Source organism: Streptomyces longwoodensis, assembly GCF_001514125.1.
Taxonomy (GTDB): domain Bacteria; phylum Actinomycetota; class Actinomycetes; order Streptomycetales; family Streptomycetaceae; genus Streptomyces; species Streptomyces longwoodensis.
In genome coordinates this window covers 627072-651206 of record NZ_KQ948551.1, presented here as the reverse complement: position 1 = coordinate 651206, position 24135 = coordinate 627072, and the positions used below count along the sequence as shown (strand labels likewise).

Here is a 24135-nt window from a genome sequence, read left to right as displayed (position 1 = left end):
TGGACAGATGTGCGTCAAGGCGGCTCCCGACGGACGCGGGGGGGGCGGCGGGCTACCGCGGGCGGATGCGGAACCGGGTGAAGGCGGCCGCTCCCGCGTGCTCCCCGACGTCGTGCGCGTGGCCGGCGGGGGCGAGGGCGAACAGGGCGAGCAGGGCCCCGACCCAGCGCCAGGGGGTGGCGGCGAACACCGGGCCGGACGGCTCGAAGCCCCCGCCGAGGTCGTGGGAGAAGCGGCAGCGGGCGCCCGGAGCGGTCTCGATGCGCAGCCGGACCCGCCCCTCGGGTGCCGGGCGGGACTGCCCGGCGTCGCGTTCCGCCTCGGCGACCGGCTCGGCGAACCGGTGCACCAGGTGGACCCTCCCGTCGGTCCCCCGCTGGAGCCCGATCCAGCAGTAGGCGTCCCCGAGGACGGCGAGCCCGGCCCGCGCCCCCGGTTCCTCCGTGCGCAGTGCGAGGTCCACCTCGACGATCGAGGGCGCGCCCGGCAGCCGCTGGGTGAGCACGTGGGGCACCCGGCGCAGGTCGTGCGCGTCGGGGGTGCGCACGCAGGCGAGCCGCAGTCCGTCGCCGGAGTGCTCGGTGGCCCAGCCGGCCCGGGGGTTGGCCGTCCACTGCCACTGCCGGCCGTACCGGCCGCCGGGGAAGTCGTCGTCGGTGGCCGGTGCGGCGGGCGGCTGCGCGGGCAGGGCGGGCCGCGGGTGGACGAGGACGGGGGCGCCGGCGTCGCCGATCACCGGCCAGCCGTCCGGGCCGTCCCAGCGCATCGGCTGGAGGTGCACGACCCGGCCGTACGCCCCGCGCTGCTGGAAGTGCAGGAACCAGTCCTCGTCGGACGGGGTGCGCACCCAGGCACCCTGGTGGGGCCCGTTGACCTCGGTGTCCTTCTGTTCCAGGACGATGCGTTCCTCGTACGGGCCGAAGAAGTCGCGGGAGCGGAAGGCGCCCTGCCAGCCGGTCCCCACTCCCCCGGCGGGCGCGAGGATCCAGAACCAGCCGTCGTGGCGGTGCAGCTTGGGGCCCTCCAGGGTGAACCAGCCGGGGATGCGGTCCGCGTCCACGATCACCTTGCCCTCGTCGAGCAGCGCGGTGCCCTCCGGGTGCATCCGGTGGCCGGTGAGGCGGTTCTTCACGCCCGACCGGGACCTGGCCCAGGCGTGCACGAGGTACGCCTCGCCGGTCTCCTCGTCCCACAGGGGGCACGGGTCGATCAGGCCCCGGCCCGCCTTCACCAGGTGCGGGCGGGTCCACGGGCCCCTGATGCCGGGGGCGTTGACCTGGAAGACGCCGTGGTCGGGGTCGCCCCAGAAGATCCAGAAGCGGTCGTCATGGTGGCGGACCGACGGGGCCCACACGCCGCGGTCGTGGCGCGGGCGGGCGAACTCCTCCTCGGGTTCGAGGCGTTCGAGGGCGTGTCCGACGAGGGTCCAGTCGACCAGGTTGCGCGAGTGCAGCAGCGGCAGCCCGGGCACACGGCCGAAGCTGGAGGCGGTGAGGTAGAAGTCGTCCCCGACGCGGACCACGTCCGGGTCGGACCAGTCGGCGTTCAGCACCGGGTTGGTGTACGTCGTCACGCGCCCACCGCCTTGCGGACCAGCGCCGCCGCCTCGGCGCGGCCCAGGCGGCCGTCGGCGACGACGGTGACGACCCGGCGCACGGCCGTGTCGCCGGGGGCGACGGCCAGGCGCCGCTCGGGGGCCAGCGAGGAGCCGACGCCGGGGTACTCGGCGGTGCGCACGAACCAGGGGTCGCGGCGGGTGGCGTCGGTGGCGCCCGCGAACACCAGGGTCCACCGGTTTGTCGCGAGGGCCAGCCAGTCGGCGGGGCGGCCGTGCACCCGGTCCTCGCCCTCCGCGTCCGGGGTGAAGGCGTCCGGTGCCCGGTCCTCCTTGCGGGCGCGCCAGAAGAAGCCGCCGTAGGCCGCTCCGGGGCGCCCGTTGGTGGCGGGGCTGCCGATGGTCAGCGGGTCCGGGGTGACGTTGGTCAGGGAGAAGGTGAAGTCCAGCGCCCAGGCGGCCGGGGTGAGTCCGGTGGCGGCGACGGTACGGCGCTCGCGCAGCAGTTCGGTCCCGGCGGCGACCCAGCGCAGCTGGGCCACGAAGCCGTCGGGGTCGCGCAGCTGGAAGCCGGTGTGCCGCTGGGCCCCGTGGTTGTCGAGCTCGGTCGGGCCCTGGTCGCGCACGTAGGTGCGTCCGCCCCAGAAGTTGGTCCCCTCGACGTCGGGAACGGCGACACCGACGCCGAGGTGGTGGGCGTGGTCGGCGGGGGCCAGGTCGGTGACCGTGGTGCCGGCCAGGGTGGTGACGGGGTGCAGGTAGGGGCGCGGCGAGAGCCGGGCGGGCAGCTCGGGCCGGGTGACGTAGCGGGCGACGGGGCGGCCCGCGACGCGCAGTACGGTGACGTCGTCGGTGGTCATCGGGCGTTCCCCCCTCCGGCCGGGTCGGTGGCGGGCCGCGCCCAGTCGGCGTCCAGTTCGGAGTACAGGGACAGCGTGTCGGCGGCGGCGGCGACCAGGGCGTCCACGCCGGGCACCACGCGGCGCCGCTCGCCGGGGGCGAGCTGCCAGGCGGTGGCGGGCAGCGGGGCCGGGTCGGGGGCGGTGCGGACCGCCTCGACGACCTTCATGAAGGCGCCGGTGGCGTCCGGCGGGACCAGCAGGTCCACGCCGTCCACGAGGTGCTCGACGAGGTTCTCCAGCAGGTCGGTGCGGCCGTACCGGAACTCCTCGGGGCCGTGGTCGGCGCGCTGGAGGAGCACGCGGTCCTGCTTGTACCAGTACGTGATCCGGCCGCGGGTGCCGTGCACCAGGACGTAGGGCTCGCCGGGGTGTTCGGCGCACAGGGTCGCGGCGACGGTGACGCGGTGGCCGGCCACGGTGGTGACGCGCACGCACGAGGTGTCGTCGGACTCGATGGCGTTGGCGTGCCACAGCTCGGTCTCGACGCCGGTGACGTCCTCGGCGCGGGTGGCGCCGGCGAGGGCGAGGGCGGTGGCGACGGCGTGCGCGAGCGGGTTGGTCAGCGCCCCGTCGACGACGTCGGCGCCGTCCATCCGCCGCCGGCCGGCCCAGGGGGCGCGCCGGTAGTACGCCTCCGGCCGGGACCAGGCACCGGCCCCGCCGACCCCGGTGACCTCGCCGACCGCCCCGTCGGCGAGCATCCGGAGGATGGCGGGCACGGCGTGGGAGCCGAGCGACTGGAAGCCGATCTGGCAGGCCACACCGGCCTCGGCGACCCCCTCGGCCATACGGCGGAAAGCGGCGTAGGACGGGGCGGGGGGCTTCTCCAGGAGCAGGTGCACGCCGCGGCGGGCGGCCGTGAGCGCCAGGTCGGTGTGGGTCGGGATCGGCGTGCAGACGACCGCGACCCGGGCGCCGGTGGCGTCGAGCAGCGCGCCGAGGTCGGCGGACTGTTCGGGGGTGCCGAGGCCCTCGGGGACCTCGTCGGGAGTGAGCGGGGTCAGCTCGCACAGGCCGGCCAGGCGGACGATGCCCTTGTCCTGGAGGCGGCGGATGTTGTCCAGGTGCCAGCGGCCGTGTCCGCGCGCGCCGGCCAGCACGACGGGGACCGGCATGTCCCGCGCCTCGACGCTTCGGTGACGGTTCGTCATCAGCCCTTCACCGCCCCCGCGCTGAAGCCGGTGATCAGCCACTTCTGGATGAAGGCGAACACGAGCACCACGGGCACGGCGGCGATGATGCCGCCCGCGGCGAGGGCGCCGAGGTCGACGCTGTCCGCGCTCATCAGGGTGTTGAGGCCGACCGGGATCGTCTGCTTGTCCTGGTTGTTGAGGAACATCAGGGCGAACAGGAAGTGGTTCCAGGAGTGCACGAAGGCGAAGGAGCCGACGGCGATCAGGCCGGGGCGCAGCAGGGGTAGCACGACGATCCGGAAGGCCGTCAGCCGGTTGCAGCCGTCCACCCAGGCCGCCTCCTCCAGGGAGTACGGCACGTTCTTGATGAAGTTGCTGAGCAGGATCATCGACAGCGGCAGCTGGAAGACGGTCTCGGCGAGGATGACGCTGCCGAGCGAGTTGATCAGCTGCAGCTTCGCGAAGATCTCGAACAGCGGGACCAGCAGCAGCGCGCCGGGCACGAACTGGGAGCACAGCAGGGCGAGCAGGAACCCGCGCTTGACCTTGAAGTCGAAGCGGGCGAGCGCGTAGCCGCCGGCCAGCGCGACCAGCGTCGTCAGCACCAGCGTGCACAGCCCGACGAGGACGCTGTTCTGGAAGTAGGTGCCGAAGCTGCGCTCGGTCCACACCTTCTCGAAGTGGTCGAAGGTGACGGGCCAGGGCACGAGCGAGGTGGAGCCGGCCGGGCGCAGGGCGAAGAGCACGATCCAGTAGAAGGGGACGAGGGTGAAGACCAGGTAGACCGACAGGGGCAGGTAGACGTGCCAGCGGGGCACCTCGTCCCAGGCCCGGTGGCGGGTGGCGGGGCGGGGCGGCTCGGGCGTCGCGCGCACGGGGGCGGGCGCGGCCTGGGTGGCCTCCTCGGTGATCACTTGGACGCACCTCCGAACTTGCTCAGGCGCAGGTAGACCATCGAGCAGAAGAGCAGGATCACGAACGCGACGGTGGTCAGGGCGGACGCGTAGCCGAAGTTGTGGGCGTCCACGCTGGTGTTGGCGATGTACAGCGGCAGGGTGGTGGTCTCGCCGGCCGGGCCCCCGCCGGTCAGGGTGTAGAGCAGGTCGACGTTGTTGAACTCCCACACCGCGCGCAGCAGCGTGGACAGGACGATCGCGTCCTTCAGGTGGGGCAGGGTGATGTGCCAGAACTGCTGGAGCCTGCCCGCCCCGTCCACCTCGGCGGCCTCGTACAGGTCCTTGGAGACGGACTGGAGGTCGGCGAGGATGAGGATCGCGAAGAAGGGCACCCCGCGCCACAGGTCGGCGACGACCGCGGCCGGGAAGACGGTGGAGGTGTCGGACAGCCAGCTGGTGCCGTAGGAGCCGATGCCGAGGTCGGCGAGGTAACGGGTGAGGCCCGTCTGGGAGTTGTAGAGCAGCACCCAGATCGCGGAGGTCAGCACGCCGGACACGGCCCAGGGCGAGAACACCATGGCGCGGCCCAGTCCCCGCCCGACGAAGGTCTGGTTGACGATGAGCGCGAGCGCCAGGCCGAACAGCAGCTGGAGGCCGACCTCGACGAAGACCCACTTGGCGCTGAAGGTCAGGGTGTCCCAGAACTGCGGGTCGTCGGTGAAGACGCGCACGAAGTTGTCGAGGCCCGCGTAGCCGTTGCGCCAGGGCTTGGTGGGGTTGTAGTGCTGCAGGCTGTAGTAGAAGACGCTGACCACCGGGTAGGCGATGAAGCCCAGCATCAGCAGGGCGGCCGGTGCGATCAGCAGGTACGGCAGTCTGCGCGGCGTGGCGGAGGCACGGCGCCGCCTCGGTGGCGCGGGCGGTTTCGCCACGGCTGCGGCTTGGGCCATGACTGTTCTCCGTTCTCGGTACGTCGTGCGGGAAGCGCTTGCTCCGGTGGCGCGGTGCGGCCGGGCCGGGGTGGTGCGGAGCGTGCGGGGAGTGCGGGGACGTGCGGAGGTGCGGTGCTCAGCCCGCGTACGGATCCGCGACCCGGCCGGGGCGGGCGAGGAACGCGAAGTCGCAGCCGGTGTCGGCCTGGGTGATCTGCTCGGTGTAGAGCGCGCCGTAGCCGCGCTCGTACCGGGTGGGCGGCGGGGTCCAGGCGGCCCGGCGCCGTGCGAGTTCGGCGTCGTCCACGTGCAGGTGGAGGCTGCGCGCCGCGACGTCGAGGGTGACGAGGTCACCGCTGCGCACCAGGGCCAGCGGCCCGCCGACGTACGACTCGGGTGCCACGTGCAGCACGCAGGCGCCGTAACTGGTGCCGCTCATCCGGGCGTCGGAGATGCGGACCATGTCGCGCACGCCCTGCTTGAGCAGGTGGTCGGGGATCGGCAGCATGCCGTACTCGGGCATGCCGGGGCCGCCCTTGGGGCCGGCGTTGCGCAGCACCAGGACGCTGTCGGCGGTGATGCCGAGCGACGGGTCGTTGATGGTGCGCTGCATGGTCCGGTAGTCGTCGAAGACGACCGCGGGGCCGGTGTGCTCGAGCAGGTGCGGCTCGGCGGCGATGTGCTTGATGACCGCGCCGTCCGGGCAGAGGTTGCCCCGCAGGACGGCCACCCCGCCCTCCGCCGCGACGGGGTGGTCGCGCGGGCGGATCACGTCGTCGTGGTGCACCCGCGCGCCCTCGATCTGCGCGCGCAGGGTGTCGTGGGAGACGGTCGGCCGGTCCAGGTGGAGCAGGTCGGGGATCCGGGAGAGGAAGCCGGGCAGTCCGCCCGCGAAGTGGAAGTCCTCCATGAGGTACGTCCGTCCGCCGGGCCGCACGTTGGCGAGGACCGGGACCGTACGGGCGATGCGGTCGAAGTCGTCGAGGGTGAGCCGCACTCCGGCGCGGCCGGCCATGGCGATCAGGTGGATCACCGCGTTGGTGGAGCCGCCGAGGCCGAGCACGGTGGTGACCGCGTCCTCGAAGGCCTCCCGGGTGAGGATGTCGCTCAGCTTCCGGTTCCGGTGGACCAGTTCGACGACGGTCAGGCCGGCCCGGGCGGCCATCCTGTCGTGTCCCGAGTCGACCGCCGGGATGCTGGACGCGCCGGGCACGGTGACGCCGAGCGCCTCGGCGGCGGCCGTGAGCGTGGAGGCGGTGCCCATCGTCATGCAGTGGCCGGGCGAGCGGGCGAGGCCGTTCTCCAGCTCGGCCATCTCGCAGTCGCCGATCAGGCCGGCCCGCTTGTCGTCCCAGTACTTCCACATGTCGGTGCCGGAGCCGAGCACCTCGTTGCGCCAGTGGCCCGGCAGCATCGGGCCCGCGGGCACGAACACGGTGGGCAGGTCCGCGGAGGCGGCGCCCATCAGCAGCGCGGGCGTCGTCTTGTCGCAGCCGCCCATGAGCACCGCGCCGTCCACCGGGTAGGAGCGCAGCAGCTCCTCGGTCTCCATGGCGAGCAGGTTGCGGTAGAGCATCGGGGTCGGCTTCTGGAAGGTCTCGCTGAGCGTGGCGACCGGGAACTCCAGCGGGAAACCGCCCGCCTGCCACACCCCGCGCTTGACGGCCTGGGCGCGGTCGCGCAGGTGGACGTGGCAGGGGTTGATGTCCGACCAGGTGTTGAGGATCGCGACGACCGGCTTGCCGAGGTGCTCCTCGGGCAGGTAGCCGAGCTGGCGGGTGCGGGCGCGGTGGCTGAACGAGCGCAGCCCGTCCGTGCCGTACCACTGGTGGCTGCGCAGGTCCTCGGGGTTGCGCCGCGGTGCTCCGGGTGCGGTCACAGCGACCACCCCGCGGCTATGGCGGCGACCTCGGCCCGCTCCGTCTCCGGCAGCAGCCGGCTCGGCGGGCGCACGTCCCGGCGGCACAGGCCGAGCGAGGCGAGTGCCTCCTTGACGACGGTGACGTTGTCCGCGCTGCCGTCGGCGGCGCGCAGCTCCTCGAAGCGGCGGATCTGCTCCCAGACCTTCATCGCGGCCGGGTAGTCGCCGGCCCGCAGCGCCTCGATCATGTCGCGCGAGACGGACGGGGCGACGTTGACCAGGCCCGAGGTGAAGCCGGTGGCGCCGGCCGAGAAGTAGGACGGCGCGTACGGCTCGGCGAGGCCCGCGACCCACACGAAGCGGTCCAGGCCCGCGTCGCGGGCGAACGCGGCGAACTTCGCGGCGTCCGGCACGGCGTACTTCACGCCGATCACGTTCGGGCAGGCGTCGGCGAGCTGGGCGAGACGGGCGCCGGGCAGTTGCGCGTTGCGGATGTACGGCACGACGCCCAGCTCGGGCACCGCCTCGGCGATCGCGCGGTGGTAGTCGACCCAGCCGCTCTGTGCGACGTAGGGGTGGACGGGCTGGTGGACCATGACCATCCGGGCGCCCAGTTCGCGGGCGTGCCGGGCGGAGGCGACGGCGGTGGGCACGTCGTGGCCGACGCCGACCAGGACGGCGGCCCGGTCGCCGCTCTCCTCGACGGTCAGCTCGGTGACCAGGCGCCGCTCCTCGGGGGTGAGGGCGTAGAACTCGCCGGTGTTGCCGTTGGGGGTGAGGGTGGTGATCCCGCCGTCGAGCAGCCGGCGCAGCAGCGCCCGGTGGGCCCGCCGGTCGACGGAGCCGTCCTCGGCGAACGGGGTCACCGGGATGGCCACCACGTCGGCCAGGGCCGCCCGCTGGCTCTCGAACACCACGCCGCTCATTCCTGGCCCTCCTGCTGGGATGCGGGGACGTCCGCCCCGGGGAACGCCCGCTCGACGAAGGACGCGATGTGGGCGTGCAGGGCGCGGGCCGCGCCGTCCGCGTCGCCGGCCAGCGCGAGGCGCAGGATCTCCCGGTGCTCGCCGGCCTCGCGCTCCCAGGAGGGGTCGGCGGCCCAGGCCACGGCGGAGACCAGGGCGGCCTGGTCGCGGACCTCGTCGAGCATCCGGCCGAGCAGCGGGTTGCCGCACGGCACGTACAGGGCGCGGTGGAACTCCCGGTTGGCGAGGGAGCGTTCGGCGGTGTCGGTGGCGTCGTCGGCCCGGGTGAGGGCGTCGCGCGCGGCGTCCAGGGAGGCACCCCGGCGCACCGCCCGGCGCAGCGCCTCGGGTTCGAGGAGCAGTCGTACGTCGTAGACCTCGCGCGCCATGTCCGCGTCCACCATGCGCACCGTGACGCCCTTGTACTGGCTCATGACGACCAGTCCGGTGCCGGCCAGGGTCTTGAGCGCCTCGCGCACCGGGGTCTTGGAGACCCCGAACTGCGCGGCGAGCTCGGTCTCGACGAGGGCCTGGCCGGGCGTCAGCTGCCCGGTGAGGATGCGGCGCTTGATCTCCTCCAGCACGTACTGCGTACGGGAGGGGATGGGCGTGGGCACAGAGGTCATGCGCGCCTCTCGGAAGTCACGTACCAGATCTCGGGTGTATCTGATCTCGTGTATCGCGTCTCATATATGACGTACGAAGTACGACGCGTTGAAGGTAGGAGGGGGGCCGTGGTTCGTCAATGCTTCCGGCAGAGAAAGCTGCCGCGGCCGCCTGAAGGCGCAGGTGGGCAGGAAAAACAGGGCCGCCCGCCCCCGGTGACGGGAGCAAGCGGCCCTGGGGACGCGGGTGTTCGGGAGGTCACGGGGTCCAGTGCGGGTCGCGGCCGCTCAGGCCCACGGCGCGGTCGAGGAGCGGCGCGTCGTCGGGGACGGGGACGGGCGGGCCGAAGGGGCCCTCACCGCCGCCCTGCGCCACCTGCAGCAGGAAGGCGTGGGCCGCCCCGAGCGCGGCCGGGTCGGGGACGTACTCCTGGCCGGTGGCGCGGGCCAGGTCCCAGCCGTGCACGACCAGTTCGTCGGCGGCCACGGCGAGGGCCACCGCACCGGGCAGGTCGACGCTGCCGGCGCGGGTCGTGCCGCTCGTGGCGGCCGGGTCGCGCCAGGCGTCGGCCAGTTCCTCCAGGGCCTTGGGCAGCTCGGCGCGCCAGCCGGGCCCGACGTCGGGCAGGGCGGCGTCCGGCCGGGTGTCGGTGGTCGGCCCGAAGTCTTTGCGGGCCGCGTCGCGGAACGCCACCGAGAGGCCGGCCAGGTGCCCCAGCAGATGACGCACCGCGTACTGCGGACAGGGCGTCGCGCCGCCCAGCTGCGCGTCCGTCACCCCCTCCGCGAGCCGGGCGACGACCAGCGCCTGCGGTCCGAGGTCGAGCGTCGTGGGGTCGGACATGGGTGCTCCTCCGGGAGACGGGAATCCCTACCGGAGGGTGGACCGCGCGCCCGCCCGGAACTCATCGGTCGTCTGCGGGGCGCCGTGCGTCAGCCGCCGAGCGCCTCCCGCACCGCGTCCAGGTCCGCGTCCGAGGCCAGGCCCGCGTGGTAGAGGCGCAGCTCCGTCGCCCCCAGGTCACGGGCGCGTGAGGCGTCCGCGGCGAGGGTGGCGGGGCTGCCGCCCATGCCGGAGACGATCGTGAGGTTGGCCGCGAGGACGGCGTCCGCGCCCCTCTCCGCGAACGGGGCGAGCAGGCCGGGGCCGCCCGTGCAGGGCACCACCACGCCGTCCGCGACGGACAGCACGTGCGCGGGGTCGACGCCCGCGTTGGCGCCGGTGTGGTGGGTGACCGGGTCGGCGTGCAGCAGCACCTGGAAGCCCTCGGGCGCGGCCGCACGCACGGCGGCGACGGCCTGTTCCTGCAGCGAGCGGGCGGTCGCGTCGCGCCACGCGCGCGTGGCGGTCGCCGTGTCCTGCCCGAGCAGCTTCTCGACCCCCGCCCAGCCCCCGTCGTCCGGCGCCCCCCGCCACACCGGCTCCAGCGCCTGCCGTACGGCGGCGGCGAGCGCGTCGGCGTCCAGGCCCTGTTCGCCGTAGCCGGCCCGGCAGGCGGCGCAGAAGCACAGGGACATCAGGTACTGGCCGGCGTCCCCGAGGGCGACCCCGCCGGTCTTGTCGTGGGCGTGCAGGTGCGCCAGCCCGTACCAGCCGAGGGACTCCAGCTCGGTGCCGGCCGCGCCGGGGCGCACGGCCGCCTCGGCGGCGAGGTCGACGAGGTACGCGCGCGTGGCGGGCTGGGCGATGCAGGGGGCCCAGGGGTAGCGGTCGCCGTAGGCGTTGACCACGGAGGTGTCCGGGTGCTCGGCGCCCAGGCGGGAGCTGTGCGCGAGGACGACCCAGGTGTGCACCTCCAGACCGGCGTCGCCGAGGGCGGCGGCCGCCTCGCCGAAGGCGTCGCCGGGGGCCCAGTCGCCGGCCGGGTGGGGGCGCAGCTCCCGTCCCTCCCAGTGCTCGCCCGGCGGGTACAGCGCGGCCGCGTACGCGGCGGTGACGACGCGGTGGCGCGGGTGGCGGGGGGTCAACGCGCGCGTCGAGTGGTACGCGGAGGCGAGCGTCGCCTGCCGTACGCCGAGCGCGGCGATGCGTGCGGGGGCCTGCGGGTCGCCGTTGACGTCCCAGGGGTAGACGAACGCCGACGCCTTCACCGGTCCCCCGCGCTGTCCTCGTCGAGCAGCGCCAGGCCGCGCTCGATCACCTGGGCGAGCTGTTTGACGTGGTCCTCGCCCGGCTCGTGCAGGGGTGGACGCACCTCCCCCACGTCGAGGCCGCGCAGCCGTACGCCGGCCTTGACGAGCGCGACGGCGTATCCGCGGCCCCGGGCGCGCAGTTCGACGAAGGGGCGGTAGAAGCCGTCCAGCAGCCGCCGGACGGTGGTGTCGTCACCGGTGTGCAGCGCGCGGTGGAAGGCGAGGGCGATCTCGGGCGCGAAGCAGAACACGGCCGAGGAGTACAGCGGGACGCCGAGGGCGCGGTAGGCGAGCTGGGTCTGCTCGGCGGTCGGCAGGCCGTTGAAGTAGAGGAAGTCGCCGGGCACCTCGGTGCGCACGGCGCTGATCACGCGCTGCATCAGGTCGAGGTCGCCGAGGCCGTCCTTGAGGCCCACGATGCCCTCGGTGCGGGCGAGTCCGACGACGGTGGCGGGGGTGAACACGGCGTTGTCGCGCTGGTAGACGATGACCGGGAGCGGGGTGGCGGCGGTGACCTCGCGGTAGTGGCGCAGCAGGCCTTCCTGTCCGGCGACCACCAGGTAGGGCGGCAGGGCGAGCAGTCCGTCGGCGCCCGCCGCGTGGGCCAGGCGCGCGTAGCGGACGGCGAGGGCGGTGCCGTAGCCGACGCCCGCGACGACCGGGACGCGCCCGCCGGTGACCTCGACGGCCGCGCGCACGCAGTCCTCGAACTCCTCGGGGGTGAGCGCGTGGAACTCCCCCGTGCCGCAGCAGGCGAAGACGGCGGCGGCGCCCGCCTCGACCCCGTGGCGGACGTGCGCCCGGAAGGCGTCCAGGTCGAGGGAGCCGTCCGGGCCGAAGGCGGTGACGGGGAAGAACAACGGCCCGCTGGGAACGGCGAGTCGGGCGGCGAACGGGGCTGGCGTCACGGGCTCTCCCTGGGAGCAGGCGCTGTCCGGTGCACGTTTCTGACTGGTGTCCATATTTCTGAACACCGTCACGCTAAGGCGCCCATCCGGGCCGGTCAAGCGGGCAACGCGGCACGAGGGAAGCGAGCGGGAAGACCCGGCCGCCCCTTGACGGTCCGGGCCCGGCTCCCTAGCGTGTCCACGCATGTGAATCACGTTTACGCAGGCGACCGCTGAGACCCCCCACCCCCCACCCCGCCGTCACTCGCCGACGCCCGTCGACCAAGGAGATCCGAGGATGCCCGCTCCGCGCACCGTCCTGCTCACCGGCGCCGCCGGTGGCGTCGGCACCCTGATGCGGGGCCTGCTCCCCGCGTACGGCTACACCCTGCGCCTGCTGGACGTGCGGCCGATCGAGGACGAGCCGGACGCCGTCGTCGCGGACCTCTCGGACCGGGACGCCCTGCGCGAGGCCGTGCGGGGCGTCGACGCGATCATCCACCTCGCGGGCATCTCCCTGGAAGCCCCGTTCGACAAGATCCTCCGCGCGAACATCGAGGGCACGTACCACCTCTACGAGGCCGCCCGCGAGGAGGGCGTCGGCCGCGTCGTCTTCGCCTCCTCCAACCACGCGGTCGGCTTCACCCCGCGCCCCCGGGACGGCGACCCGCTCATTCCGGTCGACACCCCGCGCCGCCCCGACACCTTCTACGGGCTCTCCAAGTGCTTCGGGGAGGACCTGGCGCAGCTCTACTGGGACAAGCACGGCCTGGAGACCGTCTCGGTGCGCATCGGCTCCTGCTTCCCGGAGCCGACCAGCGTGCGCATGCTCTCGGTGTGGATGAGCCCGGCCGACGGCGCCCGCCTGTTCCACGCGGCCCTGACCGCGCCGGACGTCGGCCACACGGTCGTCTACGGCTCCTCCGCCAACACCCGCCTGTGGTGGGACCTGTCGGGCGCGCGGGCGCTCGGCTACGAGCCGCGGGACGACTCCGAACCGTACGCCGAGAAGCTGATCGCCGAGCAGGGCGAGCTGGACGAGGACACCGTCTCGCACGGCTACTTGGGCGGCCACTTCGTCAACGACCCGCCGATCTGGCCGTACTGACGGCACCCCACGGGTCCAGGGCCGACGGGCGACGGCACCCCACGGGCCCAGGGCCGACGGGCGGCGGCACCACGGACGCTGACGCAAAACCGTCGCCCACCACGGCGGGCGGGCACCGAACGGGCCCGCCCGTCGCACATCCGGGCACCGAACGGGCCCGCCTGCGGCCCTTTCGGGCACCGCACCCGGGCAGCGCACCACCCCGGAACCCGTACGGAAGGCGACGCACAGCGCACCGCACACCCGCCCGCACACCCACCCTGACCAGCCACGACACCTCCGCACCCGGCCCGCGCCCACGCCGCCCGCGCCCCCGGCCCGCTCCGGGCAGGCCGTCGACCGAACGGGCACACCCGGGCAGTATCACCTCGGCAACAGACCTGGTAGGCGCCGCGCGCCCCCTGTAGAACTTCCCCCATGAGCCCACCGAGGGCCCGAACGGGCAACACGGCAGGAGGCGGGGAGTCGGCCATGACCAGGACCGCGGAAGAACGCCAGCGCGAGATCGTACGGGTGGCACGCGCCGCCGGGTCGGTCGACGTCGCCGCGCTCGCTGTCGAACTGGGCGTGGCCAAGGAGACCGTGCGCCGCGACCTGCGCGCCCTGGAGGACCACGGCCTGGTCCGCCGCACCCACGGCGGCGCCTACCCCGTGGAGAGCGCCGGCTTCGAGACGACGCTCGCCTTCCGCGCCACCAGCCACGTCCCCGAGAAGCGCCGGATCGCCACCGCGGCGGCCGACCTGCTCGGTGACGCGGAGACGGTCTTCGTCGACGAGGGCTACACCCCCCAGCTCATCGCCGAGGCGCTGCCCCGGGACCGGCCGCTGACCGTGGTCACCGCCTCCCTGCCCGTGGCGGGCGCCCTGGCCGAGGCCGAGAACACCACCGTCCTGCTGCTCGGCGGCCGGGTCCGCTCCGGGACCCTCGCCACCGTCGACCACTGGACCACCCGGATGCTGGCCGGGTTCGTCCTCGACCTGGCCTACATCGGCGCCAACGGCATCTCCCGCGAGCACGGCCTCACCACCCCCGACCCGGCCGTCAGCGAGGTCAAGGCGCAGGCGATCCGGGCCGCGCGCCGCACGGTGTTCGCCGGGGTGCACACCAAGTTCGGCGCGGTCAGCTTCTGCCGGTTCGCGGACATCGGCACGCTGGAGACGATCGTGACCAGCACGCTGCTGCCGTCGGCCGAGGCGCACCGGTACTCCCTGATGGGGCCCCAGGTCATCCGGGCCTGAGGCCGCCCCCCCACGGCACCTTTTCCCTCCTCCTTTTCTCTTCCTCCACGTCGTCATGACGTCACGTCCGTACGTCGGCATGCCGTCATGCCTCTTTGTCCCTACGTCCCTACGTCCCCCACGTTCAGGAGCGATCCATGCGAACCCAGAGCCGACGGAGGCCGCGCGCGATGCTCGCCGCGGCCGCCGCAGGGACGCTGCTCGCCCCGCTGCTCTCCGGCTGCTGGGTCGGAGCGGGCGGGGCCGGATCCGGCGGTGACGCCATCAACGTCCTGATGGTCAACAACCCCCAGATGACCGAGCTGCAGAAGCTGACCGCCGCGCACTTCACCAAGTCCACCGGTATCAAGGTCAACTTCACCGTGCTGCCCGAGAACGACGTCCGCGACAAGATCAGCCAGGACTTCGCCAACCAGGCCGGCCAGTACGACGTCGCGACCCTGTCCAACTACGAGATCCCGATCTACGCCCGCAACGGCTGGCTGCACGCGATGGACTCCTACGTCGCCGGGGACCCGGCGTACGACGAGCAGGACGTCCTGAAGCCGATGCGCGAGTCGCTGACCGCCGACGACGGCAAGCTCTACGGCCAGCCGTTCTACGGCGAGTCGTCCTTCCTGATGTACCGCAAGGACGTCTTCGCCCAGCAGGGCCTGACCATGCCCGCGCACCCCACCTGGCAGCAGATCGCGGACCTGGCCGCACGGGTGGACGGCGCCCGGCCCGGCCTGAAGGGCATCTGCCTGCGCGGACTGCCCGGCTGGGGCGAGGTGATGGCCCCGCTCACCACCGTCGTGAACACCTTCGGCGGCACTTGGTTCGACAAGGGCTGGAAGGCCCGGCTCGACTCCCCCGAGTGGAAGCGGGCCACGCGCTTCTACGTCGACCTGGTGCGCGAGCACGGCGAGTCGGGCGCGGCCCAGTCCGGTTTCGCCGAGTGCCTGAACAACATGACCCAGGGCAAGGTCGCCATGTGGTACGACGCCACGTCGGCGGCCGGTTCCCTGGAGGCGGCCGGCTCCCCGGTGAAGGGCAAGGTCGGCTACGCGCCCGCGCCCGTCGAGCGCACCGAGTCCTCCGGCTGGCTCTACACCTGGGCCTGGGGCATCCAGAAGGCGTCCCGCAACACCGACAAGGCGTGGAAGTTCGTCTCCTGGGCCTCCTCCAAGGAGTACGAGCAGCTGGTCGGTGACACGGTGGGCTGGTCCAACGTCCCGGCGGGCAAGCGCGCCTCGACGTACGCGAACCCCGCCTACGTCAAGGAGGCCGCCGCCTTCCAGCAGATGACCAGGGCGGCCATCGAGGGGGCCCGGCCGAAGGACCCCGGGGTGCAGCCGCGTCCGGCGCCCGGCATCCAGTTCGTCGGCATCCCCGAGTTCACCGACCTCGGTACCAAGGTCTCGCAGGAGATCAGCGCGGCCATCGCCGGCCGCCAGTCCGTCGAGTCCGCCCTGAGGAAGTCCCAGCAGCTCGCCGAGCGCATCTCCGAGGAGTACGAGGGACGATGACCGCCACGACCACGACCCCCGTCAGCACCGCGCCCGTCCCGGCGGTGCGCCGGCCGTCCGCCCGGCTGCGCGCCTGGAGCACCCGCGCCCCGCTGCTGCCCGCCCTGATCTTCATGATCGCCGTGACCCAGCTGCCGTTCGTGGCTACGCTGGTGATCTCGTTCTTCGACTGGAACGCCCTCTACCCCGACGCCCGCCGCTTCACCGGGTTCGACAACTACCACCAGGTCCTCACCGACGCCGACCTGCGCCACTCGGTGGGCACCACGGTGCTGCTGACCGCTGCGGTGGTGATCGCCAGCCTGGTCCTGGGGCTGGCCCTGGCGCTGCTGCTGGACCGCCGGTTCCGCGGCCGGGGCGTGGTGCGCACGCTGCTGATCGCCCCGTTCCTGGTGGTCCCGGTCGCCGCCGCGCTGCTGTGGAAGCACGTGCTCTACAACCCCGAGTACGGCCTGTTCAACGGGCTGTTGCACTACGTCGGCGGGCCCCAGCCGGACTGGATCTCGAACACCCCGCTGCTCGCGGTGGAGGCGTCGCTGGTGTGGCAGTGGACGCCGTTCATGATGCTCATCCTGCTCGCCGGGCTGCAGAGCCGCGACCCCGAGCAGATCGAGGCCGCGCGGGTGGACGGCGCGAGCGACTGGCAGATCTTCCGCCACCTCACGCTGCCGCACCTGCGCCGCTACCTCGAACTCGGCGCGCTGCTCGGCTCGATCTACATCGTGCAGAACTTCGACGCGGTCTTCACGATCACGTCGGGCGGCCTGGGCACCGCCAACCTGCCCTACACCGTCTACCAGAGCTTCTACCAGGCCCACGAGAACGGCCTCGCCTCGGCGGCCGGCGTCCTGGTGGTCATCGGCTCGCTCGTCATCGCGACCCTCGCCCTGCGCGTGGTGTCGTCCCTGTTCCGCGAGGAGGTGTCGCGCGCATGACCGCGACGACCGTACGCCGGGGCGGTCTCGGCCTGCTGGCCTGGCTCGCCGGGATCGTGTTCTTCCTGCCGATCGCCTGGATGGCGCTGACGTCGTTCCACTCGGAGGCCGACGCGGCGACCAACCCGCCCTCCTTCACCGCCGCGTTCACCCTGGACGGCTACCGCGAGTTCTTCGGCACCGGCGGCGGCGCCAGCCCCTGGCCGGCGCTGCTCAACTCGGCGGTGGCATCGGTGGCGTCCACGCTGCTGGTGCTGCTGCTGGCCCTGCCCGCGGCGTACGCGCTGTCCATCCGGCGGGTGCGCAAGTGGACCGACGTGCTGTTCTTCTTCCTGTCCACGAAGATGCTGCCGGCCGTGGCGGGCCTGCTGCCGGTGTACCTCTTCGCCAAGAACGCCGGGATGCTCGACAACATCTGGCTGCTGGTCGTCCTCTACACCTCCATGAACCTGCCGATCGCGGTGTGGATGATGCAGTCGTTCCTGGCCGAGGTGCCGGTCGCGGTGATCGAGGCCGCCCAGATCGACGGCGCCCGCCTGCCGACGGTGCTGGCCCGCGTGGTCGCGCCCATCGCACTGCCGGGCATCGCCGCCACCTCGCTGATCTGCTTCATCTTCAGCTGGAACGAGCTGCTGTTCGCCCGGGTCCTGACGGGCGTGGTCGCCGAGACCGCCCCCGTCTTCCTGACCGGCTTCATCACCAGCCAGGGCCTGTTCCTGGCGAAGGTGTGCGCCGCGTCGCTCGTCATCTCCCTGCCGGTGCTCGCCGCGGGGTTCGCCGCCCAGGACAAGCTGGTCCAGGGCCTGTCGTTGGGAGCCGTGAAATGAAGGCCGCCGTCATCGAGTCCGTGGGCCGCGCCGTGGTCACCGAGGTGCCGGACCCGACGCCCGGGCCGCGCGAGGTCGTCGTGGAGGTCGCCGCGTGCGGCCTGTGCGGCACCGACCTGCACATCCTCCAGGGCGAGTTCGCACCGAAGCTGCCCATCGTGCCGGGGCACGAGTTCGCGGGCGAGGTGGTCGGCGTCGGCACCCAGGTCACCGAGGTCGCGGTCGGCGACCGGGTGGCCGTGGACCCCTCCCTGTACTGCCACGAGTGCCGCTACTGCCGCACCGGGCACAACAACCTGTGCGAGCGGTGGGCCGCGATCGGCGTGACCACGGCCGGCGGCGCCGCCCGGTACGCGGTGGCGCCCGTCGCCAACTGCGTGAAGCTCCCCGAGCACGTGCGCACCGAGGACGCGGCGCTGATCGAGCCGCTGTCGTGCGCGGTGCGCGGCTACGACGTGCTGCGCTCCCGGCTCGGCGCCCACGTGCTGATCTACGGCTCGGGCACGATGGGGCTGATGATGCTGGAGCTGGCCAAGCGCACCGGCGCGGCGAGCGTGGACGTGGTCGACGTCAACCCGGAGCGGCTGCGGACCGCGCGCCGCCTCGGCGTCACTGGGTCGGCGACCGGCGCGGACGAGCTGGAGCGGCCGCAGGGCTGGGACGTCGTGGTCGACGCCACCGGCAACGCCGCCGCCATCCAGGACGGCCTGGGACGGGTGGCGAAGGCGGGCACGTTCCTGCAGTTCGGCGTGGCCGACTACGCGACCCGGGTCACCATCGACCCGTACCGCATCTACAACCAGGAGATCACCATCACCGGCTCGATGGCCGTGCTGCACAGCTTCGAGCGCGCCGCGGAGCTGTTCGCGAACGGGGTGCTGGACCCCGACGTGTTCATCAGCGACCGGCTGCCGCTCGAGCGCTACCCCGAGGCGCTGGAGCAGTTCGCGGCGGGCGTCGGCCGCAAGATCGTGATCGTGCCGTAGGAGCCGCTCGGCGTGGCCCGGTGCGCGGCTCCGCCGAACGGCGGTCGGTAAGGGAACGGTAAAGCGGGTCCGATCGTTCTCGGGGCATGACAGCTATGACCCCTGGCTCGAACATCCCCCTCACGGCCGCGCGCGTGACGGTCGACGTCGCCGCTCCGGTGCGGCTCGACGTGTCGGGCCTGCTGCTCACCGCCGACGGCAAGGTGCGCTCCGACGACGACTTCATCTTCTACAACCAGCCGGCCGGCCCGGGCGTGACCTACCGCCCGGGCGGCGGCGCCGGCCCGGACGCCATCACGGTCGACACCGCGGCGGTGCCCCCGGCCATCGAGAGGATCGTCGTCACGGCGAGCCCGGACGCCCAGGGCCAGACCTTCCAGGGCGTGGAACCGACGGCCACGCTCCGCAACGCGGACGACAACAGCGTGCTGGCCACGTTCACGCCGCCGCAGCTCGGCACCGAGACGGCCCTGGTGGTCGTGGAGATCTACCGCCGCCAGGGCGCCTGGAAGGCCCGCGCGGTGGGCCAGGGCTACGCCGACGGGCTGGCCGGCATCGCCACGGACTTCGGCGTGACGGTGGAGGAACCGGCCCGGCCGGCCCCCGCCGCGCAGGCCGCCCCGCCCGCGCCCCAGGCCGCCCCGCCCGCCCCCGCGGCCCCGCCGCAGGTCACCCCGCAGGCGCCCCCGATGCCGCCCGCGCCGCCCGCACCCCCCGCCCCGGGCACCGGGAAGGTCAACCTCGACAAGGGCCGGGTCAGCCTCCAGAAGAACCAGACGGTGTCCCTGATGAAGGGCGGCCTCCCGCTGCTGTCGCAGGTGCGGATGGGTCTGGGCTGGGAGCCCGCCTACCGCGGCAAGGACATCGACCTCGACGCCTCGGTCATCGCCTACGGCCCGCAGCGCAACCACATCGACAGCTGCTACTTCGGCAAGCTGACCATCGTCAACGGCGCCATCCGCCACTCCGGGGACAACCTCACGGGCGAGGGCGGCGGCGACGACGAGGCCATCACCGTGGACCTCGGCCGCCTCCCGCAGGACGTCACCGGCCTGGTGTTCACGGTGAACAGCTTCTCCGGCCAGAAGTTCACCGAGGTGGCCAAGGCGTACTGCCGCCTCCTCGACGCCACCACCGGCGAGGAACTGGTCCGCTTCGACCTGACCAATGCCGAGCCCCAGACGGGCGTGCTGATGGCCAAGCTGATCCGTCAGTTCTCCGGCGAGTGGGAGATGACGGCACTGGGCGACTTCGTGAAGGCGCGCACCGTGCGGAACATGGTGAAGCCGGGCGCGCAGGCGCTGTAGGGCCCGCCGCGTGGGGGCGCCCGGGCGGGGGCGCCCGGGCGGGGGCGCCCCCACGGGGCCGTCCCTCACCCGGCCGCCGGGCGCAGGCCCTCCGTCAGGAGGCTCAGGTAGCGGCGGATGTGCCGGGGGCCGTCGTCGGCGAGCTCCGAGGCCGTGGCCACGCCGTGGGCGAGGCGCAGCAGCTCGATCGGCTCGACGTCGGGGCGCAGGGTGCCCTCCCGCCGGGCCGCGACGACCAGACGGGTCGCGGCACCCGTGACGGCGGTGCCGCAGGGGGTGCCGGCCGCCGTGCTGCCGTCGGTGACCGCCGAGCCCAGCAGGGACTTCAGGCCGCGCACCTCGATGCCGCCGACGCACACCTCGTACAGCCACTCGGTCAGCGCCTCCCCCGGCGGCAGCCGCTGCGCGAGGTCGTCGGCGCGTGCGGCCAGCGCCTGGACGCGGTCGACGTACGCCGCCTCCAGCAGCGCCTGCCGGGTCGGGAAGTGCCGGTAGAGCGTGCCGGAGCCGACACCGGCCCGCTTGGCGATGTCGTCCAGCGAGGCCCGTTCCCCGTGCTCGGCGAAGGCCTCGGCGGCCGCCCGCAGCAACCGTTCGTAGTTGCGGCGGGCGTCCGCGCGCATGGCCTTGACCTGCGTCATCCACGTCTCCTCGCGAGCAGCGGTCTCCTGCCCGCATGGTCCACCACATCGCCCCGGGGACGCCAGGGAGCGCGGGGGCGGCGACGCGCCCCCCCCTCACCGCACCGACGACGCCCCGACGGCCCCGACCGCCTGCGATCCGATCGTCGCCCGTCGTCGCCCGGAACCGCTCAGTCCGTCTCCCGCTCGTCCGTCTCCCACGGCCACCGGGCGTCGTGGGCCGCCTCCAGCAGGGGCACCATCCGGAAGGCCGCGTCGGACAGGCCGCCGAAGGTGTGCCGGTTGCCCCGGCCGGACGGGCCGTGGCCGGGCCGGTAGCCGGCCAGGTTCCAGGTGTAGACGGGCACGTCGGCCGGGACCTGCTCGGTCGGCTCGCCGTGCGGGCTGTGCGCGTACTGCTCGTCGGTGACGATCAGCACCCGGTCGTGGCGGCGGTAGTGCCGGCGCACCGCGCCCGTGGTGTCGGTGCCGCCCAGGTCGCCGAACCGCTCCAGCACCTTCAGCACGGACTCGCCCTTGCGGAACCGCACCGGGTTGCTCGACGTGCCGAACTCGACGAGGTCCGCGTCCGCCGCCCGCAGCGCGAGCGCCGTGCCGAAGACCGCCGCCGCGTCGGCCCGGGTGAGCTCGGAGCGGTCGGACAGGCGCGAGAAGAACATCGAGCCGGAGCGGTCGACGAGCACCAGCGTGCGGCCGGGCAGCGCGGGCACGTTGGCCAGCGCGTGGCCGAGCGCCTGCTCCAGCGGGTACGCCCAGCGCAGCGACGGCGCGTGCCGGTACGCGGCGAGGTAGCGGAACGGGAACTGCCGCGAGCGCGCGACCTGCTCCGGGTCGCTGATCCGCGCCGCCACCCGGGCCGCGACCTCGTCGCCGACCCCGGCCTCGTCGAAGTTCCGCAGGTTGCGCACCAGCGCCATCGCCCCCATGGACGGGATCACGGCCTCCCAGGCCGCCCGGTCCATCGGACCCCGCAGCCAGCCCGCCAGCGCCTCCCAGGTCATCCCGGCCGCCGCGAGCCGCTCGGCGGCGTCGGGCGCGGTGACCACCGCGCGCCGCTCCTCGACCGGCAGCGCCATCAGCGCGCGGTGCGCGGTCAGGACGGGGTCGGAGGCGGGCGGCACGGCGGTGTCCGGGTGGTGGCGCCGGTCCAGGGCGTACCGGAACAGCTCGCCCTGCCACGGCTTGGCGGGGTCCGGCGCCGCGTGCACGAGGTTCAGCACGTCCCCGAAACGGTAGCCACGGGTCGCGGTGTCGTACTTCAGCAGCGCCTTCCCGCCGTACAGCCGCCGTACGGCGTCGGCGACGCCGCGCTTGACGGGCTTCGGGACGGCCCGGCCGTACGTCGCCGTCCAGTACGCCAGCACCTCGCCGGGCTCGTCCGGACGCTGGAGCACGGAGTCGACGACCCGGCGGTTCGAGGGGCCCTCGGTCACGCCCGCGTCCAGGCGGGCCTTGACGTACTCGGCGGCGCCCACGACGGCGGCGGTGCGGAGGTTGCCCTCGCCGCGCAGCCAGCCGAGCAGGCCGGCCGTCCACGCGGGGTCGGTCACGGCGAGTTCGCGTACGAGCCGGGCGTACCGGTCGTCGCGGTCGGCGCCGCTCTCGTAAAAGGACTGCTGCGTCACGAGGTTGGACACGGCGAGCAGGAAGAGTTCGGAGCGCGCGTCGCGCTCCCGGCCCCGGCCGCCCTCGTAGGTGCGCAGCACCCGGCCCGTCGAGGTGACGCGCGAGGCGGGCTGCGCCCGCGCGGTCCGCGTGTTGAATCGCGTCATGGTGAATTCCCCCCGAATTCGGTGCGGTTCCGTTCTGTTTCGGAGGGAGGCGCGGCATGGGAAGGGGGGCCCGAGATCAGTAGTCGGCGACGGACTTAGTCAGATGCTCTGCCGATTGAGCTACACCGACCCGAAGTCGATGACGGGACTCGAACCCGCAACCGTCCGATCCCAGGAAGTAACCGCTGCCTGCGCACCGGGCCCCCGTCCTGGAGCTGCGCCTCCCGAGATCAGTTCGGCTGCGGCGTGTGATTCTTTGAGAGAGAAGTAGCCGCTGCCTTCGCACCGGGAGGTGCGCTGTCGTGATCTCAGAATAGGAGGCGCAGCACGGGGGCCGCGAGCGAATTGATTACCGCTTGTGGCGCTTCCACGGGCCGGTGATGGCCAGCATGATGCCGGGCTCCTGGATGTTGGCGAACAGGGTCCGCCCGTCGGGCGAGAAGGTGACGCCGGTGAACTCGCTGTACTCCGGCTCGTCCGCGGTGCCGATGTTCAGCTCGTTGCGCGCGATCGGGTAGGTGCGGCCGCTGTCGGTCGCGCCGAACAGGTGCTGCACGCCCTCGCCGTCCTCGGCGATGACGAGGCCGCCGTAGGGGGAGACCGTGATGTTGTCGGGGCCGTCGAAGGCGCCGTCCCGGTCCGGGTCGGGGTTGACCCCGAGCAGCACCTTCAGGGTGAGGGTGCGGCGCTTGGGGTCGTAGAACCAGACCTGGCCGTCGTGCCGGCCGGGGCTCTCCTCACGGGCGTAGGAAGAGACGATGTACGTGCCGCCGTCGCCCCACCACATGCCCTCCAGCTTGCGGGCGCGGGTGACCTGGCCGGCGGTGAACTGCTTGCGCACCGAGACGGTCTTCGCGTCGCGGTCGGGCACGTCCACCCAGTCGACGCCGTACACGGTGCCGGTCTTCGTGGCGCGGGAGAGGTCGTCGACGAACTGGCCGCCGGAGTCGAAGCACTTGAACGCCTGCAGCACGCCCGCGTCGTCGGCGAGGGTGCGCAGCTTGCCGCGGCCGTGGCGGAAGCCGGCCGGCGGGGTCCAGCGGTAGAGCAGGCCGTTGGGGTTGGAGGCGTCCTCGGTGAGGTAGGCCTGCCCGCTCTTCGGGTCGATCACGACGGCCTCGTGCGCGTAGCGGCCCAGCGCCTTGATCGGCTTGGGGTCCTGGTTGGCGCGGCGGTCCTCGGGGTCGACCTCGAAGACGTAGCCGTGGTCCTTGGTCATGCCGTTCTGGCCGGCCTTGTCCTCGGTCTCCTCGCAGGTCAGCCAGGTGCCCCACGGGGTGCTGCCGCCCGCGCAGTTGGTGGAGGTGCCGGCGATGCCGACCCACTCGGCGACGTGGTGGCCGGGGCGCACCTCCACGACCGTGCAGCCACCGGAGGCGGCCGGGTCGTACACGAGGCCCTCGGTGAGCGGCACCGGGTACGCCCAGTTGGCGCGCGGGCCCTTCAGCTCGTGGTTGTTGACCAGCAGGGTCGCGCCGCGCGGGCCGTCGAAGGTGGCGGTGCCGTCGTGGTTGGAGGGGGTGAACTCGCCGGACTCCAGCTTGGTGCGGCCGCTGTGGGTGATCACCCGGTAGGAGAACCCCTCCGGCAGCGCGAGGATGCCCTCCGGGTCCGGGACCAGGGGGCCGTAGCCCACGCCGTGCCGGTCCGCCGACCCGCCCTCGTGGCTGTCGGTCTCCGTCGACGCGAGGGCGTTCGGCGCGGTGGCGAGGGCACCGACACTGCCCGCCAGGGCGACCCCGGCACCGGTGATCGCTGAAGTCCTGGCGAAGTCCCTGCGGGTGAGCGACATGTTGTCTCCTGAGACGCTGGTGAGCCGTGGGGGGTGGCGGACCTCGGTCGGCGGCAACGGTCCCGGCCCCACCTGAACACGACCTGAACACAGCACGACCTGACGTCAGGCACCTGGAGAACTACGCCCTACGCAGAAGGGGCGCGGGGAA

21 protein-coding genes are annotated in these 24135 nt (G+C 73.3%); 7 read left to right on the top strand and 14 right to left on the bottom strand.

Annotated features, from left to right (window positions below; all coding sequences use genetic code 11):
* Window positions 1-52: 52 nt before the first annotated feature.
* The 11 genes from AQJ30_RS11935 to AQJ30_RS11885 all read right to left on the bottom strand — a co-directional run bounded on the left by AQJ30_RS11935 (window position 53) and on the right by AQJ30_RS11885 (window position 11890).
* A complete protein-coding gene (locus tag AQJ30_RS11935; protein ID WP_067232311.1) occupies window positions 53-1573 on the bottom strand; it encodes a glycoside hydrolase family 43 protein in 1521 nt (506 codons plus the stop codon).
* Window positions 1570-2415, bottom strand: coding sequence for a DUF6807 domain-containing protein (locus AQJ30_RS11930; RefSeq protein WP_067232308.1), 846 nt, complete (start codon window positions 2413-2415; stop codon window positions 1570-1572). The genes AQJ30_RS11935 and AQJ30_RS11930 overlap by 4 nt, the downstream gene beginning before the upstream one ends.
* Entirely contained in the window at window positions 2412-3608 is a 1197-nt protein-coding gene (locus AQJ30_RS11925; protein WP_067232305.1) for a Gfo/Idh/MocA family protein, read from the bottom strand. The genes AQJ30_RS11930 and AQJ30_RS11925 overlap by 4 nt, the downstream gene beginning before the upstream one ends.
* Complete coding sequence (locus AQJ30_RS11920) at window positions 3608-4504, bottom strand: carbohydrate ABC transporter permease (RefSeq protein WP_067232303.1); 897 nt, start codon at window positions 4502-4504, stop codon at window positions 3608-3610. Before AQJ30_RS11920 ends, AQJ30_RS11925 begins: the two co-directional genes overlap by 1 nt.
* On the bottom strand, window positions 4501-5436 hold the full coding sequence (locus tag AQJ30_RS11915) for a carbohydrate ABC transporter permease (RefSeq protein WP_067232301.1): 936 nt from the start codon (window positions 5434-5436) through the stop codon (window positions 4501-4503). The genes AQJ30_RS11920 and AQJ30_RS11915 overlap by 4 nt, the downstream gene beginning before the upstream one ends.
* 118 nt (window positions 5437-5554) lie before the next feature.
* Window positions 5555-7297 (bottom strand): L-arabinonate dehydratase, encoded by a 1743-nt coding sequence (gene araD / locus AQJ30_RS11910; protein ID WP_067232299.1) that lies wholly within the window; start codon window positions 7295-7297, stop codon window positions 5555-5557.
* A complete protein-coding gene (locus AQJ30_RS11905) occupies window positions 7294-8205 on the bottom strand; it encodes a dihydrodipicolinate synthase family protein (RefSeq protein WP_067232297.1) in 912 nt (303 codons plus the stop codon). Before AQJ30_RS11905 ends, araD begins: the two co-directional genes overlap by 4 nt.
* Entirely contained in the window at window positions 8202-8870 is a 669-nt protein-coding gene (locus AQJ30_RS11900) for a GntR family transcriptional regulator (RefSeq protein ID WP_067232294.1), read from the bottom strand. Before AQJ30_RS11900 ends, AQJ30_RS11905 begins: the two co-directional genes overlap by 4 nt.
* A 238-nt stretch (window positions 8871-9108) precedes the next feature.
* Window positions 9109-9693: a TIGR03086 family metal-binding protein gene (locus tag AQJ30_RS11895; RefSeq protein ID WP_067232292.1), complete on the bottom strand. Its 585-nt coding sequence runs from the start codon at window positions 9691-9693 to the stop codon at window positions 9109-9111.
* A gap of 89 nt (window positions 9694-9782) precedes the next feature.
* Window positions 9783-10940, bottom strand: coding sequence for a hypothetical protein (locus tag AQJ30_RS11890; protein WP_067232289.1), 1158 nt, complete (start codon window positions 10938-10940; stop codon window positions 9783-9785).
* Window positions 10937-11890: a 5-dehydro-4-deoxyglucarate dehydratase gene (locus AQJ30_RS11885; protein WP_067232287.1), complete on the bottom strand. Its 954-nt coding sequence runs from the start codon at window positions 11888-11890 to the stop codon at window positions 10937-10939. Before AQJ30_RS11885 ends, AQJ30_RS11890 begins: the two co-directional genes overlap by 4 nt.
* Before the next feature lie 277 nt (window positions 11891-12167).
* Here AQJ30_RS11885 and AQJ30_RS11880 point away from each other — a divergent pair, with 277 nt between their 5' ends.
* The 7 genes from AQJ30_RS11880 (at window position 12168) to AQJ30_RS11850 (ending at window position 19779) form a co-directional block, all read left to right on the top strand.
* The gene (locus AQJ30_RS11880) at window positions 12168-12977 is read left to right on the top strand and encodes an NAD-dependent epimerase/dehydratase family protein (RefSeq protein ID WP_067232284.1); all 810 of its coding nucleotides are present in this window, start codon (window positions 12168-12170) and stop codon (window positions 12975-12977) included.
* A gap of 471 nt (window positions 12978-13448) precedes the next feature.
* Window positions 13449-14216, top strand: a complete 768-nt coding sequence (locus tag AQJ30_RS11875; protein ID WP_067232282.1) for a DeoR/GlpR family DNA-binding transcription regulator — start codon at window positions 13449-13451, stop codon at window positions 14214-14216.
* 137 nt (window positions 14217-14353) lie between these two features.
* Window positions 14354-15724, top strand: a complete 1371-nt coding sequence (locus tag AQJ30_RS11870) for an ABC transporter substrate-binding protein (RefSeq protein WP_067232279.1) — start codon at window positions 14354-14356, stop codon at window positions 15722-15724.
* Window positions 15721-16659 carry a carbohydrate ABC transporter permease gene (locus AQJ30_RS11865; RefSeq protein ID WP_067232276.1) on the top strand — a complete coding sequence of 313 codons (939 nt, stop codon included), beginning with the start codon at window positions 15721-15723 and terminating at the stop codon, window positions 16657-16659. Before AQJ30_RS11870 ends, AQJ30_RS11865 begins: the two co-directional genes overlap by 4 nt.
* On the top strand, window positions 16656-17486 hold the full coding sequence (locus AQJ30_RS11860; protein WP_067232274.1) for a carbohydrate ABC transporter permease: 831 nt from the start codon (window positions 16656-16658) through the stop codon (window positions 17484-17486). Before AQJ30_RS11865 ends, AQJ30_RS11860 begins: the two co-directional genes overlap by 4 nt.
* Window positions 17483-18472, top strand: a complete 990-nt coding sequence (locus tag AQJ30_RS11855; RefSeq protein ID WP_067232272.1) for a zinc-dependent alcohol dehydrogenase family protein — start codon at window positions 17483-17485, stop codon at window positions 18470-18472. Before AQJ30_RS11860 ends, AQJ30_RS11855 begins: the two co-directional genes overlap by 4 nt.
* A gap of 95 nt (window positions 18473-18567) precedes the next feature.
* Window positions 18568-19779 (top strand): TerD family protein, encoded by a 1212-nt coding sequence (locus tag AQJ30_RS11850; RefSeq protein WP_067232270.1) that lies wholly within the window; start codon window positions 18568-18570, stop codon window positions 19777-19779.
* 65 nt (window positions 19780-19844) lie between these two features.
* Here AQJ30_RS11850 and AQJ30_RS11845 read toward each other — a convergent pair whose 3' ends face one another.
* The 3 genes from AQJ30_RS11845 to AQJ30_RS11835 all read right to left on the bottom strand — a co-directional run bounded on the left by AQJ30_RS11845 (window position 19845) and on the right by AQJ30_RS11835 (window position 23984).
* Window positions 19845-20420: a TetR/AcrR family transcriptional regulator gene (locus AQJ30_RS11845; RefSeq protein WP_067232267.1), complete on the bottom strand. Its 576-nt coding sequence runs from the start codon at window positions 20418-20420 to the stop codon at window positions 19845-19847.
* 170 nt (window positions 20421-20590) lie between these two features.
* Complete coding sequence (locus AQJ30_RS11840) at window positions 20591-22192, bottom strand: TROVE domain-containing protein (RefSeq protein ID WP_067232265.1); 1602 nt, start codon at window positions 22190-22192, stop codon at window positions 20591-20593.
* A gap of 349 nt (window positions 22193-22541) precedes the next feature.
* On the bottom strand, window positions 22542-23984 hold the full coding sequence (locus tag AQJ30_RS11835) for an alkaline phosphatase PhoX (RefSeq protein ID WP_067232263.1): 1443 nt from the start codon (window positions 23982-23984) through the stop codon (window positions 22542-22544).
* Window positions 23985-24135 lie beyond the last annotated feature (151 nt).

What these genes read in the sequence shown, in the direction of transcription:
- AQJ30_RS11875 (WP_067232282.1), top strand. Translation starts at nt 13,449, where the DNA reads ATGACCAGGACCGCGGAAGAACGCCAGCGCGAGATCGTACGGGTGGCA.
- AQJ30_RS11930 (WP_067232308.1), bottom strand. Translation starts at nt 2,415, where the DNA reads ATGACCACCGACGACGTCACCGTACTGCGCGTCGCGGGCCGCCCCGTC.
- AQJ30_RS11845 (WP_067232267.1), bottom strand. Translation starts at nt 20,420, where the DNA reads ATGACGCAGGTCAAGGCCATGCGCGCGGACGCCCGCCGCAACTACGAA.
- AQJ30_RS11870 (WP_067232279.1), top strand. Translation starts at nt 14,354, where the DNA reads ATGCGAACCCAGAGCCGACGGAGGCCGCGCGCGATGCTCGCCGCGGCC.
- AQJ30_RS11865 (WP_067232276.1), top strand. Translation starts at nt 15,721, where the DNA reads ATGACCGCCACGACCACGACCCCCGTCAGCACCGCGCCCGTCCCGGCG.
- AQJ30_RS11905 (WP_067232297.1), bottom strand. Translation starts at nt 8,205, where the DNA reads ATGAGCGGCGTGGTGTTCGAGAGCCAGCGGGCGGCCCTGGCCGACGTG.
- AQJ30_RS11835 (WP_067232263.1), bottom strand. Translation starts at nt 23,984, where the DNA reads ATGTCGCTCACCCGCAGGGACTTCGCCAGGACTTCAGCGATCACCGGT.
- AQJ30_RS11895 (WP_067232292.1), bottom strand. Translation starts at nt 9,693, where the DNA reads ATGTCCGACCCCACGACGCTCGACCTCGGACCGCAGGCGCTGGTCGTC.
- AQJ30_RS11860 (WP_067232274.1), top strand. Translation starts at nt 16,656, where the DNA reads ATGACCGCGACGACCGTACGCCGGGGCGGTCTCGGCCTGCTGGCCTGG.
- AQJ30_RS11840 (WP_067232265.1), bottom strand. Translation starts at nt 22,192, where the DNA reads ATGACGCGATTCAACACGCGGACCGCGCGGGCGCAGCCCGCCTCGCGC.
- AQJ30_RS11925 (WP_067232305.1), bottom strand. Translation starts at nt 3,608, where the DNA reads ATGACGAACCGTCACCGAAGCGTCGAGGCGCGGGACATGCCGGTCCCC.
- AQJ30_RS11900 (WP_067232294.1), bottom strand. Translation starts at nt 8,870, where the DNA reads ATGACCTCTGTGCCCACGCCCATCCCCTCCCGTACGCAGTACGTGCTG.
- AQJ30_RS11915 (WP_067232301.1), bottom strand. Translation starts at nt 5,436, where the DNA reads ATGGCCCAAGCCGCAGCCGTGGCGAAACCGCCCGCGCCACCGAGGCGG.
- AQJ30_RS11850 (WP_067232270.1), top strand. Translation starts at nt 18,568, where the DNA reads ATGACCCCTGGCTCGAACATCCCCCTCACGGCCGCGCGCGTGACGGTC.
- AQJ30_RS11880 (WP_067232284.1), top strand. Translation starts at nt 12,168, where the DNA reads ATGCCCGCTCCGCGCACCGTCCTGCTCACCGGCGCCGCCGGTGGCGTC.
- AQJ30_RS11855 (WP_067232272.1), top strand. Translation starts at nt 17,483, where the DNA reads ATGAAGGCCGCCGTCATCGAGTCCGTGGGCCGCGCCGTGGTCACCGAG.